Source organism: Hymenobacter jeongseonensis (assembly GCF_015694725.1).
GTDB lineage: Bacteria > Bacteroidota > Bacteroidia > Cytophagales > Hymenobacteraceae > Hymenobacter > Hymenobacter jeongseonensis.
In genome coordinates this window covers 55,161-71,882 of the sequence record NZ_JADQDQ010000015.1, presented here as the reverse complement: position 1 = coordinate 71,882, position 16,722 = coordinate 55,161, and the positions used below count along the sequence as shown (strand labels likewise).

Genomic DNA, 16,722 nt, shown 5'->3' with positions numbered 1-16,722 from the left:
GGCGTTCCTCGGAACGGTACTTGATGGAATTGGACAGCAGGTTATAGAAAATACTGTAGAGATAAGCCCGGCTGCCCCGCGTCATCAGGCGGTCTTCGCAGTCGAGCGCCACCCGTCCGCCGCATTGGTGCAAGGCTTCATCCATATTATTAATGGCTTGCTCGCAAACCTCTTTCAGGGCCAGGGGCTCCACTGCCTGCAGGTCCTTCTGGTCGCGAATGGAAAGTACCAGGTTCAAGTCCTTGAGCACATCGTCGGCCTGCACCATGCTCTGGCGCAGGTGGGTCAGGGCGGTCCCAAACGCCTCCGTATTCTTATCCACTTTCGTGAGCACGGTGGCCAGCCCCAGGGCATTGGCCAAGGGGGCCCGCAGGTTGTGCGAAATCACGTAGGTGAACTGCTGCAAGTCGCGGTTGTGCCGGTACAAATCCTGGGTCATTTTGGCCTGGCTGGCCTCTATCTCCTTGCGAAAGTTGATGTTCTGCTGAATAGCAATATACTGAGTCAATTCGCCCACATCGTTGAAAACGGGGGTGATGTCCATCGAAAACCACAGCTTCTGCCCAGACTTCTTGTAATTGAGAATGGTGGCTGAAAACGGCTTCTGCAGCGGCAGCCGCTCCTGAAAGCGTTGGATGGCAGCCGGGTCGGTTTCGGGGCCTTGCAGCACGGCGCCCGGCTTCTGGCCCAGCATCTCGGCCACGGTGTAGCCGGTGTGCTTGGTGAAGGCTTCGTTCACCCACTCGGTGCGCCCTTGCGCATCGGTGATGATGACACTGTTGACCGTGCCCTGGGCCACCAGGGCCAGCAATTTCAGCTGCTTGTCGGAAGCTACCCGCTGGGTGATGTCGGTGAAGAAGATGGAAACGCCCTCGGCGAAGGGGTAGACCTTCAATTCGAGCCAACGGTTTTCGCGGTCAAAAAAGGCTTCAAACCGTACCATCTGGCCGGTATCCAGGGCTTGCTGGTACTTCTGGCGGTAGATGCCGCCAGCTTCTTCGGGAAATAGCTCCCACATGTTTTTCCCCAGTGCCGCGTCTTGGATGATGTTCAGCAGCCGTTCGCCTTCGCGGTTGAGGTAGGTCAGGTTCCAGTCGCGGTCCATCGAGAGAAAGGCGTCGGTAACGCTTTCCAGCACCATATGGAGCCGGGCAGCCTGCTGCTTGATGAGGCGCTGCGCGGTGGCCATCTCCGTGATGTCTCTGGCCGTAGTGTACACGCCGGCGACCCGGCCCTCCACCACCAGCGGTATCTTGGTTACGGCAATGGTTCGCTCCACCCCGTCGTGCATTAGCGTAGGTTCGTAGGTCAGCTGCTGGCCGCTCAAGGCTACCCGAAACAGTTCTTCGGCACAGGGGGCGAGGCCCGCCGGCAAAGAATCGGTAAATGGCTGGTGCATTACCTGCTCTTTGGTCATTTTCAGAAAGGCCAGGTAAGCGGGGTTCACCTCCAGCACCCGCCCGTCGGCATCCTGAAAGATGGCCGGGTTCTGGTTGTTCTCGAACAGCAGCCGAAAGCGCTGGTCGCTGGCCGCCAGCTCGAAGGCGCGGTTTTTCTTGTCGGTCACATCGCGCGAGCACAGCGTGAATGCCCGGATAGCCGGGTCCAGCAACTGGTTGCTGATGGTGGTTTCCATCCAGCGCCACTCGCCATTGGCGGCCCGGAAACGGCAGTCCGGCACGGCAAAAACGGGCTGTGCGCCAAGCTCGGCCCAGGCGGCCTGCGCCGCGGCCACGTCATCGGGATGAATGAACTCGAAGGGACTGTGCCCCACCATTTCTTCGGGCCGGTAGCCCAGGGCTTTTTGCACAGAGCCGCCCACGTAGGTGTACACGCCCTCGGCACTGAGCAGCGCCATCGTATCGAAGCCGTGCTCGGCCACGGCCCGGTAAAACGCGTCTTGCTCGTGTGCGCGGCGAGTAGCCTGGCGTTGCTCCGTCACGTCGCGCCCAATGCAGAGCAGCAGGGCATCGGCCGGTGGCCGGAAGGCCGACCACTCCACCACCAGCTCGTCGCCGCCCGGGCCGAGGCAGCGGCTTTCGAAGCACACGTGCTGCTCCTGCGTTAGCGCGCGGCCGCAGGCGTCCAGGGCGGCCGTGCGGTCGTCGGGATGCACGATGTCGGCAAAGGCCTGGCCCAGCAGATGGTCCTTTTCCCGGCCCAGCATTTGCCGGCAAGCACCGCCCACCTGCTGCAAGTGCCCACGCGAGTCGATGGCGCAAATGATGGCCGGGGAGTGGTCCATAATGTTCGCCAATAGGCGGAAGTCGGCGCGGATGCCCATCTCGTTTCAATTAAAAAATACGTAACCAACTCTCAGTCAATAATAGTTGGCGCAGAGTCAAGGCCATTGCAGTCGTGCCAAACCCGGTAGCGGACAGGGCGCTTCCGTTGCGACGATGCCCACCGGTAAGGGAAAGCAGGTTGAGCCCAGCGTGGTACGGTGTAGCGCTTGCAAACCGGCGGGGGCAGCGCTCCGAAGATACCTGCTTCGGCGGGGATAGCCGGGCTTCCCCGCCGGCAGGGCCGCTTAGCGAGTTGCCGCCGAAGCTAACCGAGCTAAGCAAAGGGTTTCTGGTGATATTTTTCCCCTAATTATTTTCGCAATCACTTATTGTAATGCAAGCAAATATAAAAGGGGGTTTGGCCCTGGTTGGAAAAAAAATCTACCCTATTTGGGGGGCATAGGCTGGGCAGCGTTTGCGCTTCTGTCAGCACCGCGAGTTTGCTGTATTTGCGCCGGGGCCGCGCCGGTTGCTTGCGTGGGCTGTTTGTCCTTGGCCTGGCACTGCCCACCCACGCCCGGGCCCCCGGTCCATGACCCGCATTTAGGGTAGGCGAACTGGAACTCCGAAGATATCTGTCGCCTACCTTTACCATAGTAATTCGGGTGCATCGCCTTCGCTCAGGCTGCCGCAAGCAGTAGGGTTATCTTCCTGAGGCGCAGCCAGCAGCTGTAAGGCCCGGCTGACGAACTTACCGGAAGTTCTCACACACGCACGCAGGCCTTATTACCTCTTTCAATTATGGTGTCGCTATCGCTGGCTATTGTAGAAGATGACACCGTGGTGAGCCGACTGCTGGAAAACTACTTTAAGATGCAGCCCGAAATCCGGGAAGTGCTGGTGGCCGATTCCATCGAAGATGCCCTCGAACAGCTGGCCGACGCCATGCCCCCGCAGGTGATGCTGCTCGACATTGGCCTGCCCGGCATCAGCGGCACCGAGGCGCTCCCGCTGCTGAAGGAGAAATACCCCGAGATGGAAATCATCATGCTCACGGCCTACGAGGACGTGGAGCACATTTACCAGGCCCTGTGCTGCGGGGCCACGGGCTACATGGCCAAGCTCACGCCCCTAGCCCAGCTCAAAGAAGCCGTGCTGGAGGTGGCCCGCGGCGGGGCTCCCATGAGCCGCGCGGTGGGCCGCAAGGTGCTCGCGCACTTCCGGCCCACGCCTACCACGCACTCCGACTTGCTCACCCCGCGCGAGCGGCAGGTGCTGCAGGGCATCGTGGATGGGCTGAGCGATAAGGAAATTTCTCTGCGGCTCGACTTATCCACCCTCACCATCCGTACCCACGTGAAGCATGTGTACCGCAAAATGCAGGTCAACAGCCGCACACAGCTGCTCAGCCAGCACTTGCGGGGCATTATTTAACTTACGGGGGCAGCGTCGCCCCCGAGGGCTTTGCCCGGCTCGGGCCCGGCACCTTGCGCCCCAACGCTACCACCAGCACGCGCTTGCCCGCCCGGGGTGTCCTGGCCCACCGGGAAAGCCAGGAAGGCACTGCTTCCGCTACCAGCGGCACGCTCAGCCACACCTGAAAGCCGGCCCCATCGGTTCGCGGCCCGGTTACCAGTTTGCCGCCCAGCTCCCGCGCCCGCTTGGCCATGTTGCGCAAGCCCATGCTGTGGCGGCGGCCCGACGCTATCGCCGCGCCATCGTCGAGCACTTCGAGCAGCAGAGAATCCTGCTCGCGCCGAAGGCGCACCACTAGGCTGTTGGCACTCGGTGCGTGCCGCATCGCGTTGGTAATGGCTTCTTTGAATACTAGGTACACTTCCTGCCGCAAGGGCGGCGGCATGGCTTCAGTTCCATCCAAACCTTCGGTGGTGAAGGTGATGTCCAGCGCGGAGCTCGTAGTCATCTGGTCGAGCAGTTCGCGCATGCGGTCCTGTAGGGCGTTCACGTTGTCGGCGTTAGCGTCGAGGCCCCAGGCCACGTCGCGCAGCGCCGAGGTGGCGGCCTGAATGGAGCCCAACAGCTCGGGCAGCCCAGCATGGCCGCCGGGTGGCTGGAGCAGCGATTCGGCCTGTAAGTGAATGCGCATCAGCTGCGACCCCAGCTCGTCGTGCAGGTTGGCCGCGATGTCGGCGCGGATGGTAATCTGGTCGGCTAAGCCCTGGGCCCGGCACGCCCGGAGGCTGTGCACCAAATAGCCAAGGAGCAGGAACGGCCCCAACACCCCGAGCCAGCCGGTCAATAGCTCGTACCAAACTCTCAAACTCAAAAAGGAATGGAGCATAAACGGGGCAAATGCCCCGCCGGCACTAGCAGGCAAACGCGCTTGCGGCTTGCGCCTTCCCCGTGAGATGACCCGGTAAAGCGCCGAAGCGCTGAACATTAGCGACGGGGACTTTCGGAAACAAAATAGCCAATTGTTCAAGTGCAGCCATAGAGAGTTTGTGCAAGAATTACCAGTTGCAAATGTTGATAATCGCCGGTGAAAACATTTTTTTGCACGACCAAAGTACTAAAAAACTCGTTATAACCTAAAGCGATGCTTCGGCAAGTTAATCGTCGGCTTCACATCCGAACCTTAGTGACAGTAGTGATGAGCTTAAGAATCAGGCAAAGCGCTGCTGCTGAATGCTAGCATTCTACTACTGTGCGGGCCCGGCTGTTCACCAATTCCTCGGAAAAAAAAAGCAAGCCCGGGCTAGCGGCCCCTTTGCCGCTGAGGTTCTTACGGTGCCACCACACTATTTTCTGGCGGCCGGGTAGGGGCTGGCCACTGGCATCATGACCCACCAGGTAGTACAGGCCGGGCGTGAGTTGGCTCACGTCGAGCTGCGCGGGTTGGTGGTGGCTGGGCTGGCGGGCCACTTCGCGCCCCAGGCCGTCGAACAGCTGCAAGGTCACGTCCTGCTCCGGCCCCGTTGTTGTCACGGTCAGTAGGTGGCGGACAGGCTGCGGAAAGGCCGGCCGCAAGGTGGCGGGTGCTTCGGCGGCCAGCCATGCGGCGCGCATGTCCACCGGACTGTCGCGCAGCTGCCCCGTGAGCGGGGCCATGCCCTTACCCGTTAGCTTGCTTAAGTACAGGGGCTGCACATACTGCACCCGGCCGGTGAGGGCCAGCTCTGGCATGTCCATGTCCACGTAGGAGTCTTCCAGGGCCGGAAAGCGACCTTCCGGCATCCGGATGGCGGTAAGCCACTCGGATGCCGGGCGTATTTTGGTTCGCAATACGGGTTGCGGATGCTGCGCGTGCTGGCCCCCATACGTGTAGGGCAGGCGGCCATCGGGCAGAAAATCACCCATGGCCCGGAACAGCGTCAGGCAATTCAACAGCCCGTATTTGAGGTGGTAGGGCCCCTCGGCGTAGCCCCCCACCTGGGTCGATTCGGACTGGCACTGGGCGTCGAGCCCTAGCACGCTGTCGAGGTGATAGAAGCCCGTGCCAGCCCAGGTGGCGGGCTGCTGGGCAGCGTCGGCGCTGCTGGCCTCGCTCAGCACCACGGCAGCTAGGCCCAGGGCGGCGGCGGTTATCAGGGTATGGTTGTATTTGATGTTGGCGTAGAAGCTGTAGGGCCCCAGCGGCGTAACGGACTGTTGGTAGAGGTGCCCGGCAAACTCTTGGACGCGGGCCGCGCCGGCGGCCATGTCCGTGGGCGTTTCGCCGGCCCCGCGCAGCAACTTGTAGGCTACAAGGTAGTCTATCAGAACTTTATAGCGCCATTGCCACCCGGTATAGGGCGTGGTGCCCGAATACGTGGCAAAGACTTACACATTGGTATTGATGCTTTCGAGAAGGCCGCGGGCACGGGCCATCAGCGTGGCCCGTACCCGCCTGCTGCCGACCGAGGTATTATCGGTGGGCGGCGGGGCCTGCACGTCGTTCCACAGACCCTGGTAGATGCTGAGCCGGTCGGGGGCATTCAGCGAAGCCCGCACACCGGGCAAGGCCGCGGCCTTGAGCAGCGTACGGGGGTAGACCAGGTCAGCACCGGCGGGGTTCCAGCTGCGAGCCTGCGCCAGCATGGCAAGGGGCGCGCACCCCAGTGCCAGTAGCAGGGGCAGGCATTTTTTCATCGGGATAACAAGAATTTTGTGAAGGCGAGGTGCCCGGGCAGGCAGTGCCCGGTTGGGCCGCCGGGTTTAGGCTGCCAGGGGTCCGTACTGTTCCAAATCCATCGTCATCTGGTTCATGGTCTGCCGCAGCAGCGTGTCGATAACCTCCACGATGGGCTGGAGCTCCTGGCCGTCAAAGGCTCCTTCCCAGGCTTCGAGCTGGGTCACGAGGCGTAGCACCTGGTAGATGTGCAGGTGCATTAGGCTGGGCCTGATTTTGTGGGTAGCCTCCTTTAAGGCCTCCATGTTGCCCTCGCGGAAGCCCTGATGCAGGGTGGCCAGCCAGCTTTCGCCGCTTTGCAGGAACGTGCGCAGCATAAAGGCCACAAACACGGGGTCGTTGTTGGAGGCTTCCTTCAGGGTGTCGGTTCGGTACAGCTTGTCGCCGCCGAGCTTGTGGTGCCGGGGGGTCACCACCCACTCATGCACGATTTTGAGCAGGTCATTTTCCTTGTAGGGCTTCGAGAGGTAGTCGTTCATGCCTGCATCCAGGCATTTCTGATTGTCGCCGCGCAGGGCGTTGGCCGTGAGGGCGATGATGGGCACGTGCAGCTTGAGGTCGTTGCGGATGACGTTGGTCGCATCATACCCGCTCATCACGGGCATCAGCAAATCCATCAGTATCAGGTCGAACTCCTGCGTGCGGGCCAGCTCCACGGCGGCTGCACCGTTCTCGGCTTCCGTCACCACGATGTGGGCGAGGCGCAGGAACGACTTGGCCAGCATTCGGTTATAGGCATTGTCCTCAACCAGCAGCACGCGCTTGCCGTGTAGGCTCTCGCGGATGAGCTTGGAGCTCACGGTCATCTCGTTGCGGGGAAGGTCGCTATCGGTGCCGATGGGTAGTACCAGCGAAAAGCGGCTGTGCGTGCCTTGGCCTTTCTCGCTGGTCACCTGCAGGTCGCCACCCATCAGGCACACCAGGTTCATCGAAATGTTCAGGCCCAGGCCCGTGCCGCCGTGCTGGCGGGAAATGGAGGCGTTTTCCTGGCTGAAGGTCTGAAACAGTTTCTTCACGTACGCCGGCGCCATGCCGATGCCGGTGTCACGTACGGTAAACTCGACCACGGCATCGGTGCCGACAATGCCCGCCAGGGCGCATCCGATATGGACCTCGCCCTTTTCGGTGAATTTGATGGAGTTACCGGCTAGGTTCAGCAGCACCTGCACCAGGCGGTGGGGGTCGCCGAGCAGCACCTCCGGGGTGTTGGGGTCCACCTCCACCACCAAGCTCAGGCCTTTGTCCTCGGCCTTGTAGTGCAGGGTTTTCTCCACCTGCTCGCATATTTTAGGCAGGCTGAAGCCAATTTTCTCAATCAGCATCTTGCCGGCGTCAATCTTCGACAGGTCGAGGATGTCGTTGATGATGACGAGCAGGTTTTCGGCCGATGTGGCGATGGCGTGCAGGTAGTTGTTCTGCTGGGGCGAGAGCGCCGTGCGCGCCAGCAGCTGGCTCATGCCCAGGATGGCGTTCATGGGCGTGCGGATTTCGTGGCTCATGTTGGCCAGAAACATCTCCTTGGCTCGCGAGGACTCTTCGGCGAGCTTTTTGGCATCGCGAAGCTTGGCTTCGAGCTGCTTCTGGTGCGTGATGTCGAGGTGCACCCCGATGGACCCGGTGAACTGCTGCTCGTCGTCATAGACGGGGGTGCCGCTGACGAGCAGCCAGCGCAGCTCGCCGTGCTTGTTTTTGATGGGCAGCTCGTAGGTATCGGAAATGCCCCGGGCCCGCGAGTTCGTCTTTTGTTCCAGCAACTGGCGGTAGCTCTCGTTTACCTGCAGGCGGTCGAGGTCGTGGTGCAGCAGCTCGGCCTGGGTGTAGCCCGTGAGCTGGCAGTAGCTGTCGTTCACGAAGGTGACCTGGCCGGCCAGGTCCACCTCTATCAGGCCCAGGTTCAGGTTTTCGAGGATGCTGCGGTACTTGCGCTCCCGGCGCTTCAGCGCTTCACTCTCGGTCACGCGCCGGGTAATGTCCTCGTACTTCCAGAGGAAGCCGGCCCCAATACCGCGCACCTGAACGGGGGTAAAGTTGCGGAGCAGGGTGCGGCCGTCGCGCAACAAGAGCGGCTCGCCGCTGATGGCCTGCATCGACTCCTGCATGGCCCCGATGCTCAGCGTGAAGGTGGCCTCCTCGTTGAAACAGCCCTTTATCCGTTCCGCCAGCTGGTCAGTGCTGGTGCCCACCAGCGCCACCGGGCCCTCGGCCAGGCCAAAAAGGCGGCAGAAAGCGTCGTTCACCAAAATAACGCGCCGGTGCTCATCCTCCAGCAGCACGGCATGCTGCAGGCTGGCAATGGTGCTGCCCAGGCGCAGGCTGGCGGTTTCGGCCGCCAGGTTGGCGTTGGTGACGGCCGTGATGTCGGTGTGGGTACCGGTTATCAGCAGGGGCGCGCCCTGGTCGTCGTGCAGCGTCACCATTCCCCGCGATAGGACCCATTCGTCGGTGCCGTCGGTGCCCGGAAGCCGGTACGTCACCTCAAAGAGGGGGCGTTCGCCGCTCAGGTACGCGGCCATGTTCTGGCTGGCGGCGGCGCGTTCGTCAGGGGCAATGTTGGCGTAAAGGGGTGCCTGTCCCATTTCCGTCTCTATCAGCTCGCCGTAGTATCCCAGCAACTGCTGGTACTTCGTACTCAGGCGCAGCTGCTTGGTTTGCAGGTTATATTCCCAGGTGTTATTGCCCAGGGTTTCCATCACGCCACGCCAGCGCTGCTCGCGCGCCAGGGCCCCCCAGAGGGCGTCGGATTCCGGGTTGTTCTCAGCGGAAGCTCCGCCAGGCACGTCCGGCGTTTGGGCCGGGAGGGAGGCCATTGCCCCCGGGGTCGCGTACGGGTTGGCCGGGGTGCTCTTTTTGCAGTAAATATTTTCCATTACACGTCGCCGTCCTGCACCAGTTTATAAATCGTCGAGCGCCCGATGCCAAGCTTCTCGGCTATAAGGGGCACGTTGTTGCTGTATTTGTCGAGGTGGTAGCGGATAATGGTGCGGGTGTATTCGCGCAGTGTTTTCTCGTCTGACAAAAAGTCCTTGCCCCTGGCCGGGGGCGTGAACATGAGGTCGGCGGGCCGGATTTCGTGGCCGTTGCTGAGCACTGCCGCCAGCTCGAGCACCGTTTTCAGCTCGCGCACGTTGCCGGGGTAGTCGTAGGCCACCAATTTGGCCTGCGCCGCCGCCGAAAGCAGCAGCGGCCGCTTCTGGTACTCTTTGCAAAAGGCCGCCAGGAAATGCTGGGCCAGCACCACGATGTCGGGTCCGCGCTCGCGCAAAGGGGGCAGCACAATGGGCAGGCCCATGATGCGGAAGTACAGGTCTTCCCGAAACGTGCCCTTGCTCACCTCCTCGGCTAGGTTCTTGTGCGTGGCCGTCACCAGGCGCACGTTCAGCTTAATCTTGTCGCTGCCGCCCACGCGCTGCATTTCGCGCTCCTGCAGCACGCGTAGCAGCTTGGACTGAATAACCGGGTGCAGCTCGCCAATCTCGTCGAGAAACAGGGTGCCCTGGTTGGCCTCCTCAAATTTGCCGATTTTGCGCCCGATGGCCCCCGTAAAAGCCCCTTTTTCGTGGCCAAATAATTCGCTTTCTACCAGCTCGCTGGGGATGGCAGCCATGTTCACGGCAACAAACGGCCCCTTCCGGCGCTCCGATTGTAGGTGAATACCTTTAGCCACCAGCTCCTTGCCCGTGCCGGTTTCGCCGTTGATGGACACGTTGACCGGGGTTTGGGCGGCCCGGGCCATCATGTCGAAGGTGCGCCGAATGGCCGGGCTGTTGCCTTTCAGCAGCGTGCTGAAGCCGTGCGGGTCGTCCAGGGCCAGCGGCGTGGAGGCGGCCGGCTGGTTCTGCGCAGCGTTTTCGCGCACCACCCGCACGGCGTTCCACAACGACTGCCGGGTGTGCTCGTCTTTCACGAGGTAGTCGGTGGCCCCCAGCTTGAGCAGCTCCACCACGGTACCGATTTTGCTTTGAGCACTGATTACGATAACCGGCAAGCCGGGGTAGAGCTGCGTGACTTTCTTGAGCAGCTGGTCGCCGGCGATGTCGGGCAGCGAAAAATCGATGGTCACCAAATCCGGCCGCTCGCGCACGCCGCTGAAAAACTCCTTGCCTGAGGCGTACAGCGCCACCTCGTAATCAGGGTTCTGCGAAAGGTGGTACTGCAGCAGCTGTCCGTACCACAAATCATCTTCGATAACGGCGATGCGGAATTTCTTAAGGGGTTGCGGCTTCATTGCAGTCTAAGGACTATTCCGCCAGAAAAGGGCTGGAGTTAATTAATGGAAGGTGCACGCTGTCACAGCCGGGGGGCAGTAGTTGATTATCCCGGAACAGGCAACGGGTGTGCGCGTTTGCGACACCGTGCCAAACGCCAGGCTGGCCGGGTCTACATACACATAGGCGCTGGTGGGCGTGGCCTGGCCGGTACCCGCAAGCGCAACCGACTGCGAAACCGTGCCCGTGCCGCTCGGCGTCAAGGCCAACAGATTGTCGGCATAGGTGCCGGAGCCGTCAGGGCGAGTGCCGGACGGCACGGGCGCAAAGCGGACGTCAATGGCAGTAGAGCCAAGGTTGCCGCCAGTAGGGCTCAGAACAATGGCATTGGTGCTGAAGGAATTGCCCCCCGTTCTGATTTCAAATCCCTCGGCCGTGTTCAGGGTGACGGCACCGGTCAGGTTGGCCCCGCTCACGAGAAAAGACTGCTGGCTCGAAGTGCGGTTGACTTGCACCGACCCAAAATCCTGCAGCGGCAACATATTGCCTAGGGCGGCCTGCAACGTAATGGACTGCGCCTGTGCCTCCAGGCTTGCCAGCAGGCAGCCCAGTAGGCCCAGTAGGCACAGTAGGTGCCAAGGATGCTGGGTTCGATTTATAAAAGCATTTGAGTAAGAAATTTCCATAAGAAAAAGTGAAATTGTTTGCGATTAAAAGAACCTAAGGCATAGTTTTAATGACTTAAATCCTTTTTTAATTATATTTTACTTGTTTGTAAAACTCAATATGCCATTGATGCATTTTCTCATATCAATGCCGATGCTTAACGGCGTGTTCTGAAATGACCACCCGCTTCAAAACCCCATTTTGTGAGTTTGTATCGCTTAAAAACTTTTAATTGAGCCAGTTGGATATAATAAATGTTAAATTGTTTATATCCATTGAAGTCAATATTTTGCCGTGTAGGGGAGGATAAATTGCGAAACAAAATTATTGCCTGTGGCAAACGTCAGATTAAAAAAATCCTACCGTAAATGCGGTAGTGCTCTCGCAGCCGGTCAGGCCGAAGAGACTAGCGGCAGAAGTGGCCGGCCAAAAGGCGAGCACCTTACTGCAAACCTGGACCCGACCCGACTAATCGGGCCGGGTCGATGGAGTACTTAGCAAGGCTTGCTCTAGGGCTCGGTTAAAGGCGTTAAGGATTCTGTCGGGCGCTACCATCCCCCCCGGCCGGAGGGCGTACTCGAAGGTGTCGAAGTACACCTGCGACATAAAATCGCAACCGTAGGTGTTGAGAAAACCCAGATGGACACTGTGAAAGGAGGTTTTATCGGCCAGGGACATGGAATGCAGAAAGGCCAGCCACTGCCGGGCGTTGTTGGCCAGGCCCTGGCGCAGCGTGTGGTCTATCAGGTCCAGCTCCCCAAAATGCCGGTCGATGCCCTGGCTCATAACGCGGCGGAAAACCCCGCACAGTTCGTAACGCTCATCCAGATTCGCGTTCAGCAGTATTTCTACGATTGCCTTCTGATAGACAAACGCCATGAACCCGCAGCCGTTCCGAGCCAGGTACTGCTCGTGCTTCTGGTGAAAGGATTCGGATTCGACCATAGCAATGGACGCCAGCAGCGCCAGCCATTGCTGCGCATGGTCGGCCGGAGAGGGGAGTACTTGCTCGTACATATCAGTGATGAGAAAATAAGGTGTGGAAGATGAGGACATCGAAGCGGGGATAAATGGCCGGCTGGGGCTCACAGCTCTTCTTCGTAAAACATGTTTGGGGCAGCGTAATGGCCCAGTTCGTGCTGCAGCAGGTCGTCCGAGCCGAGCAGGCTGATTTGGGAACGCAGGCCGCCCTTGCGCTGCACGCCGCTGGAGTTGTGGAAAAGGGCGCTGTACTTGCGAGTGATGATTTCCCACTTGTAGCGCCGCTCGGCAATGGTTTGCATCTGGCGGCCGAGAGCCTGCCAAGTAGCCAGGCTACTGTCTTGGAGGAGCATTTTTAGCTCTTCCCGGGTGGCGAAGTAGCAGGCTTTGTGCTCGGTGGTGGCCCGGTTGAACGACACGCCAAACGCCACGATGGACAAGCCCAGGTACATGGCCTCGACCAGCGAGGGGTTGGTGCCACCAGCGCTATGGCCGTGGATGTACACCTGGCAGTGGCCGCGCAGCACGTCGAGCTCGGCCTGGTCGTAAATCGGGTCGAGCAGGTGCAGGTGAGGCAAGCCGCCGTACTGCGCCTTGAGCTGCTGGCCAAACGCGCTGTTGGCCCAGTTGCCCACCAGCACGAAAGGGTACTGCGGCAGCTCGGCAAAAGCTTCCAGTATCATGGCCACGTTGTTTTCGGGCTCGATGCGGCAGACCTTGAAAGCGTAGGGGCTGCTCAGAAAAGGGTAGCGCGCGTTGTGGGCCGGCGTGATGGGCTGCCGCACCACGTGGTCGCCGCCGTATTCGATGACGCGGCTGCGCGTGCTGTAGGTGCGGGCTGTGTAGTTCTGAATGGCGTCGTTATCGGAAATGTCGGCGTGCGAAAACTTCACTGCCAGGTTTTCGGCCAGGCGCAGGTACCACTTGGCCAGGCGGTTCCACTTGCTGCGGCGCCATTCGATGCCGTCGATGGACACGATAATGCGCTTGCGGGTGAACACCTTCACGAAGGGCAGTAGAATGCCGCCGGGCACCCCCAGTACCAGCAGCACGTCGGCGTAGAACAGCGCGTGCAGAATGGACAGGCAATCGTAGAGAATGCTTTGCACGCCGTTGGCATCCAGCGGCACATACACCAGCCGGGCCCCGGCGTGGTGGCTTTGGCGCTGGGCTTTGGGGTAGCGCTTGCCGCTGCAATACACCGTGAGCTCATGCTCCTGGTGCAGGTGTTTCACCAGCTGGGCCACCAGGGTCTCGAACCCCCCGTAGCAAGCGGGCAACCCCACGGTGCCGATGATGGCTACTTTTTTGGTTGACATGAAAGGAATGGGTAAGCGGTTGAGTCAAATGAATGGGAATGAGGGGAGCAGCGCGCCGGGACTACCCGACCGCCGGAGCCGGGATAGTCCGCCCCGGAAAACGAGCCGGCACGGGGGGCAGCGCCAGCGGAAACCGGGCGAACTCGGCCTCAAACTGCTGGTTTATCTGCTCTGAGAAACGACTGGGGGCGAACTCGGCCGCCCGCCGCCGGCACGCGGCCGACATGGCGGCGTACTTGCGCGGAAACTGCTGCAGCAGGTGCAGCGCCCGCTCCAGGGCCGGGAGGTCGCGGCTGTCGATGGCGAAGCCCGTTTCGCCCACGATGTTGACCTCGGCCATCCCGCCCACCACGGGCACGATGACGGGCTTGCCGTACTGCATGGCTTCGAGAATGGTCAGGCCGAAGGTTTCGACCCACTCGGCAGGGCGCGAGAGGTTCACCACCACCGATGCCCGGCGGTAGTGGGCGTGCATGTTGGCGGTGCTGGCGTACAGGGTCAGGTTGGAGGGCGCGGCGGCACTGGCCTGGAAGCTGGCCACCTGCGCCGGGGCCGCATTCAGCACCAGCTCGAATGCCATGTCGGGCAGGGCACGGGCCAGGTCGAAGAACTCGGGCACGCCCTTGTAGTCTTTCAGTGAGCAGGCCATGAGCACCCGGAAGGGCTGAGCCGCCGGAACCACAGCGTTGGCTTCATTCAGGAAATCCGGGGATAAGACATTGTGCACCACTGCCTGCTGCGGCACCGACAGCGCCAGCTGCTGCCGTACGAAGTGCGACACAAACAGCACCCGGTCGGCCGTCAGGTTCACGATGCCGCAGAGCAGCCGTTGCAGCAGCGCCGGGCGCAGCGACACCTCGTGCACGTGGTACACTACGCGGGCACCCCGGCAACGGGCCGCCAGCGCCGCCCCGCCGGGTAGCAGTGAATTCACATACACCACCGTGCCGGGGCCGGCCAGGTGCAGCACTTTGGCAAACACCACGGCCTGCACCCAGCAGAAATTAAGCAGCGTGCGCCAGCGGCTGGGCTGCAAGCGGTAGGGCAGCGCGTGCGCGACCACGCCGGGCAGCTCGCTTAGGCAGCCGGCCTCCTGGTCGGAGGTGGCCGTGAGCAGGTCGATGTGGTAGCCGGCGCTGCTCAGGCAGCTCAGCGAGTTGCGCAACACTTGGGGGCTGCCGCTGCGGTCGTTCAATAAGTGAACGGAGATAATGCGTTTCATGAAATAAGGGCTTGCTGATAAATGCGTTCTAACTGCTGGCCGCGGCGGGTCCAGGTGTGGTGGGCATCGGTGTGGCTGCGGCACAGGCGGGCTTCGGCGGCCAGCAGCAGCGGGCAGGCGTGCAGGCGCCCGAGCTGCGCGGCGAAATCCCGGACGTTCTGTGCGAAGGAGGCGTAGGGCACTGTGAGGCTGGAATCGGGCGGCACCAGCTCGCCTGGGCCTTCGTTCTGGTAGCAGAGCACGGGCACGCCGTGGCTCATGGCCTCGGCCACCACCATGCCGGCGCCCTCGTGCGAAGGGAAAAAGAAAACCGACGCCTGGCTGTAAGTGCGCAGCAGCTCCTCCCGGTCGAGCCAGGGCCGGTGCTGCGTGCAGGGTGCCACACCGTGCTCTTTCACCATGCGCAGTAGGCACGCTTCCTCGGTGCCGCTACCGATGAGCAGCAACCGGGCGTTGGGCTGGTCGGCGGCGCTCAGGCCGTGGTAAAAGGCGGCAAAAGCCTGAATCACCATGTCGAACCCTTTCAGTGGCACCATGCGGGCAGCTATCATCACCACAAATTCTTTGCGCGGCACGGCGGCTGCGATGGATTCCTGGGCCGGCATGTGAATGGCCACCGAAGGCACGATTTCAAATTGCCCGGCGCGCAGGCCCAGGCGGGGCGCCACCGCCGAGTTCATGCACAGTACCTGCCCGGCTGCCCGGCGCGTGATGCGCAGAAACGGGTCGAACGTCCAGAAGGCGCGCTTCAGCAGGCCGATGGCCCGGTCCTGGCAGTAGGCGGCGCGGCCGTACTGGCGCAGGTGGCTGGCCGGAATGGGTGGGTGGTGGCCAATGGGACCCCACACCAGCGGCCGGCCCAGCAGCCACAGAAACGAGGGCGTCCAGTCGTTGTGGAAGTTCAGGTTATGCACCACATCTACTCCCAGCCGGCGGCGGCGGGCCCACAGCCACAGGCCCAGCCCCAACTGCCACATATAGAAGTAGAGCACCGACAGCAGTGGGCCTTTTTTCCACCAGCGCATCCAGGCTGGCAGGTCGAAATACAGGAAGGTGATGCCGGTGGCCAGGGTGGCCAGTTCGGGGTGCTCGGCCAGAAAGCGGCGAATGGGCGGCTCGTTATTGCGGCGCGTCACGGCCACCACGCGGTGCGTGCGGGCCGCTTGCAGAATGAAGCTCCAGCCCATCCCGTCTTCCGAGCCCTTGTAGGGATTCACGGCGTAGGCCGTCATCAGCACGGTTTTCATGAGGCCAGAGCGGTTTCGCGGAGCACCGCCACCGGCTGTGCCTCGCGGGTGGAAATCACGCGGGCCGGCACCCCGGCCACGACACTACCGGCGGGCACCGAGCGCGTAACCACGGCTCCGGCCGCGACTACACACCCCGCCCCAATGCTTACGCCGTCGAGCACCGTCACCTTGCTGCCAATCCAGCACCCGGCCCCGATGTGGATGCCCCGGCGCACCACACCCTGCAGCCGGATGGGTACCCGCGGGTCGGCGTGGAGGTGGTTTTCGGGATGGCAACTGAAATACTGGCCGATGATGCAGTCGTCGTCAATCTGCAAGCCGCCGCCGCCGCCCAGGTAGGCAAACTCGCCGATGCCCACCCGGTTGCCAATCAGGATGAATGCGCCCGGCTCCTGCAAGGAAGTCGAGACAATAACCTGGCTGAAAGCGCCAATGCTCACGCGGCGGCCCATAATCAGGCCATCGGTGCTCAGGCCGCTGAAGCGCACCTGGTCGCCGGCCTTCAGCCAGGCTCCGAAGCGAATGCCGCTCAAATAGGCGAACTGCACGCCGTGGCCCAGCATCGCGCCGTGCGGGTGGCGGCCGCGCAGGCCCAGCGCCGCGCCGCGCAGCAGCGCGCCGGCCGTGCGGGCCGCAAAGCCCAGCAGCCAGCTCGTGGGCACGCTCGGATGAATGAGAAAGTCGGGGTTGCGCCGCCGCACCCACTGTTCGAGGAAAGTGCGCAT

Annotated in this window: 13 protein-coding genes; 1 reads left to right on the top strand and 12 read right to left on the bottom strand. The window is 61.7% G+C overall.

Annotated features, from left to right (window positions below; translation table 11 throughout):
• The coding region (locus I2I05_RS19970) for a PAS domain-containing sensor histidine kinase (RefSeq protein ID WP_196284030.1) at positions 1-2,245 on the bottom strand (2,245 nt) is incomplete at its 3' end.
• A 781-nt stretch (positions 2,246-3,026) separates the two neighbouring features.
• On the opposite strand from I2I05_RS19970, the gene I2I05_RS19965 reads away from it, so the two are divergent.
• Positions 3,027-3,659, top strand: coding sequence for a response regulator (locus tag I2I05_RS19965; protein WP_196284029.1), 633 nt, complete (start codon positions 3,027-3,029; stop codon positions 3,657-3,659).
• Between the two features lies 1 nt (position 3,660).
• Here I2I05_RS19965 and I2I05_RS19960 read toward each other — a convergent pair whose 3' ends face one another.
• The 11 genes from I2I05_RS19960 to I2I05_RS22400 all read right to left on the bottom strand — a co-directional run bounded on the left by I2I05_RS19960 (position 3,661) and on the right by I2I05_RS22400 (position 16,722).
• Positions 3,661-4,527 (bottom strand): sensor histidine kinase, encoded by an 867-nt coding sequence (locus I2I05_RS19960; protein ID WP_196284028.1) that lies wholly within the window; start codon positions 4,525-4,527, stop codon positions 3,661-3,663.
• A 347-nt stretch (positions 4,528-4,874) separates the two neighbouring features.
• Positions 4,875-5,918 (bottom strand): T9SS type A sorting domain-containing protein, encoded by a 1,044-nt coding sequence (locus tag I2I05_RS19955; protein ID WP_196284027.1) that lies wholly within the window; start codon positions 5,916-5,918, stop codon positions 4,875-4,877.
• Positions 5,919-6,005: 87 nt separating this feature from the next.
• Positions 6,006-6,314 carry a hypothetical protein gene (locus tag I2I05_RS19950; protein WP_196284026.1) on the bottom strand — a complete coding sequence of 103 codons (309 nt, stop codon included), beginning with the start codon at positions 6,312-6,314 and terminating at the stop codon, positions 6,006-6,008.
• Between the two features lie 66 nt (positions 6,315-6,380).
• Positions 6,381-9,161, bottom strand: coding sequence for a PAS domain S-box protein (locus I2I05_RS19945; protein ID WP_196284025.1), 2,781 nt, complete (start codon positions 9,159-9,161; stop codon positions 6,381-6,383).
• A gap of 59 nt (positions 9,162-9,220) precedes the next feature.
• Entirely contained in the window at positions 9,221-10,579 is a 1,359-nt protein-coding gene (locus I2I05_RS19940; RefSeq protein ID WP_196284024.1) for a sigma-54-dependent transcriptional regulator, read from the bottom strand.
• 42 nt (positions 10,580-10,621) lie between these two features.
• Positions 10,622-11,245 (bottom strand): hypothetical protein, encoded by a 624-nt coding sequence (locus I2I05_RS19935; protein ID WP_196284023.1) that lies wholly within the window; start codon positions 11,243-11,245, stop codon positions 10,622-10,624.
• 448 nt (positions 11,246-11,693) lie between these two features.
• Positions 11,694-12,281 (bottom strand): hypothetical protein, encoded by a 588-nt coding sequence (locus I2I05_RS19930; protein WP_196284022.1) that lies wholly within the window; start codon positions 12,279-12,281, stop codon positions 11,694-11,696.
• Between the two features lie 29 nt (positions 12,282-12,310).
• Positions 12,311-13,525: a DUF1972 domain-containing protein gene (locus I2I05_RS19925; protein WP_196284021.1), complete on the bottom strand. Its 1,215-nt coding sequence runs from the start codon at positions 13,523-13,525 to the stop codon at positions 12,311-12,313.
• 61 nt (positions 13,526-13,586) lie between these two features.
• A complete protein-coding gene (locus I2I05_RS19920) occupies positions 13,587-14,747 on the bottom strand; it encodes a glycosyltransferase family 4 protein (protein WP_196284020.1) in 1,161 nt (386 codons plus the stop codon).
• Positions 14,744-15,994 (bottom strand): glycosyltransferase family 4 protein, encoded by a 1,251-nt coding sequence (locus I2I05_RS19915; protein ID WP_196284019.1) that lies wholly within the window; start codon positions 15,992-15,994, stop codon positions 14,744-14,746. Before I2I05_RS19915 ends, I2I05_RS19920 begins: the two co-directional genes overlap by 4 nt.
• On the bottom strand, positions 15,991-16,722 hold the full coding sequence (locus tag I2I05_RS22400; protein ID WP_196284018.1) for an acyltransferase: 732 nt from the start codon (positions 16,720-16,722) through the stop codon (positions 15,991-15,993). Before I2I05_RS22400 ends, I2I05_RS19915 begins: the two co-directional genes overlap by 4 nt.

What these genes read in the sequence shown, in the direction of transcription:
- I2I05_RS19965 (WP_196284029.1), top strand. Translation starts at nt 3,027, where the DNA reads ATGGTGTCGCTATCGCTGGCTATTGTAGAAGATGACACCGTGGTGAGC.
- I2I05_RS19960 (WP_196284028.1), bottom strand. Translation starts at nt 4,527, where the DNA reads ATGCTCCATTCCTTTTTGAGTTTGAGAGTTTGGTACGAGCTATTGACC.
- I2I05_RS19950 (WP_196284026.1), bottom strand. Translation starts at nt 6,314, where the DNA reads ATGAAAAAATGCCTGCCCCTGCTACTGGCACTGGGGTGCGCGCCCCTT.
- I2I05_RS19945 (WP_196284025.1), bottom strand. Translation starts at nt 9,161, where the DNA reads ATGGCCTCCCTCCCGGCCCAAACGCCGGACGTGCCTGGCGGAGCTTCC.
- I2I05_RS19940 (WP_196284024.1), bottom strand. Translation starts at nt 10,579, where the DNA reads ATGAAGCCGCAACCCCTTAAGAAATTCCGCATCGCCGTTATCGAAGAT.
- I2I05_RS19935 (WP_196284023.1), bottom strand. Translation starts at nt 11,245, where the DNA reads ATGGAAATTTCTTACTCAAATGCTTTTATAAATCGAACCCAGCATCCT.
- I2I05_RS19930 (WP_196284022.1), bottom strand. Translation starts at nt 12,281, where the DNA reads ATGTCCTCATCTTCCACACCTTATTTTCTCATCACTGATATGTACGAG.
- I2I05_RS19925 (WP_196284021.1), bottom strand. Translation starts at nt 13,525, where the DNA reads ATGTCAACCAAAAAAGTAGCCATCATCGGCACCGTGGGGTTGCCCGCT.
- I2I05_RS19920 (WP_196284020.1), bottom strand. Translation starts at nt 14,747, where the DNA reads ATGAAACGCATTATCTCCGTTCACTTATTGAACGACCGCAGCGGCAGC.
- I2I05_RS19915 (WP_196284019.1), bottom strand. Translation starts at nt 15,994, where the DNA reads ATGAAAACCGTGCTGATGACGGCCTACGCCGTGAATCCCTACAAGGGC.
- I2I05_RS22400 (WP_196284018.1), bottom strand. Translation starts at nt 16,722, where the DNA reads ATGCGCACTTTCCTCGAACAGTGGGTGCGGCGGCGCAACCCCGACTTT.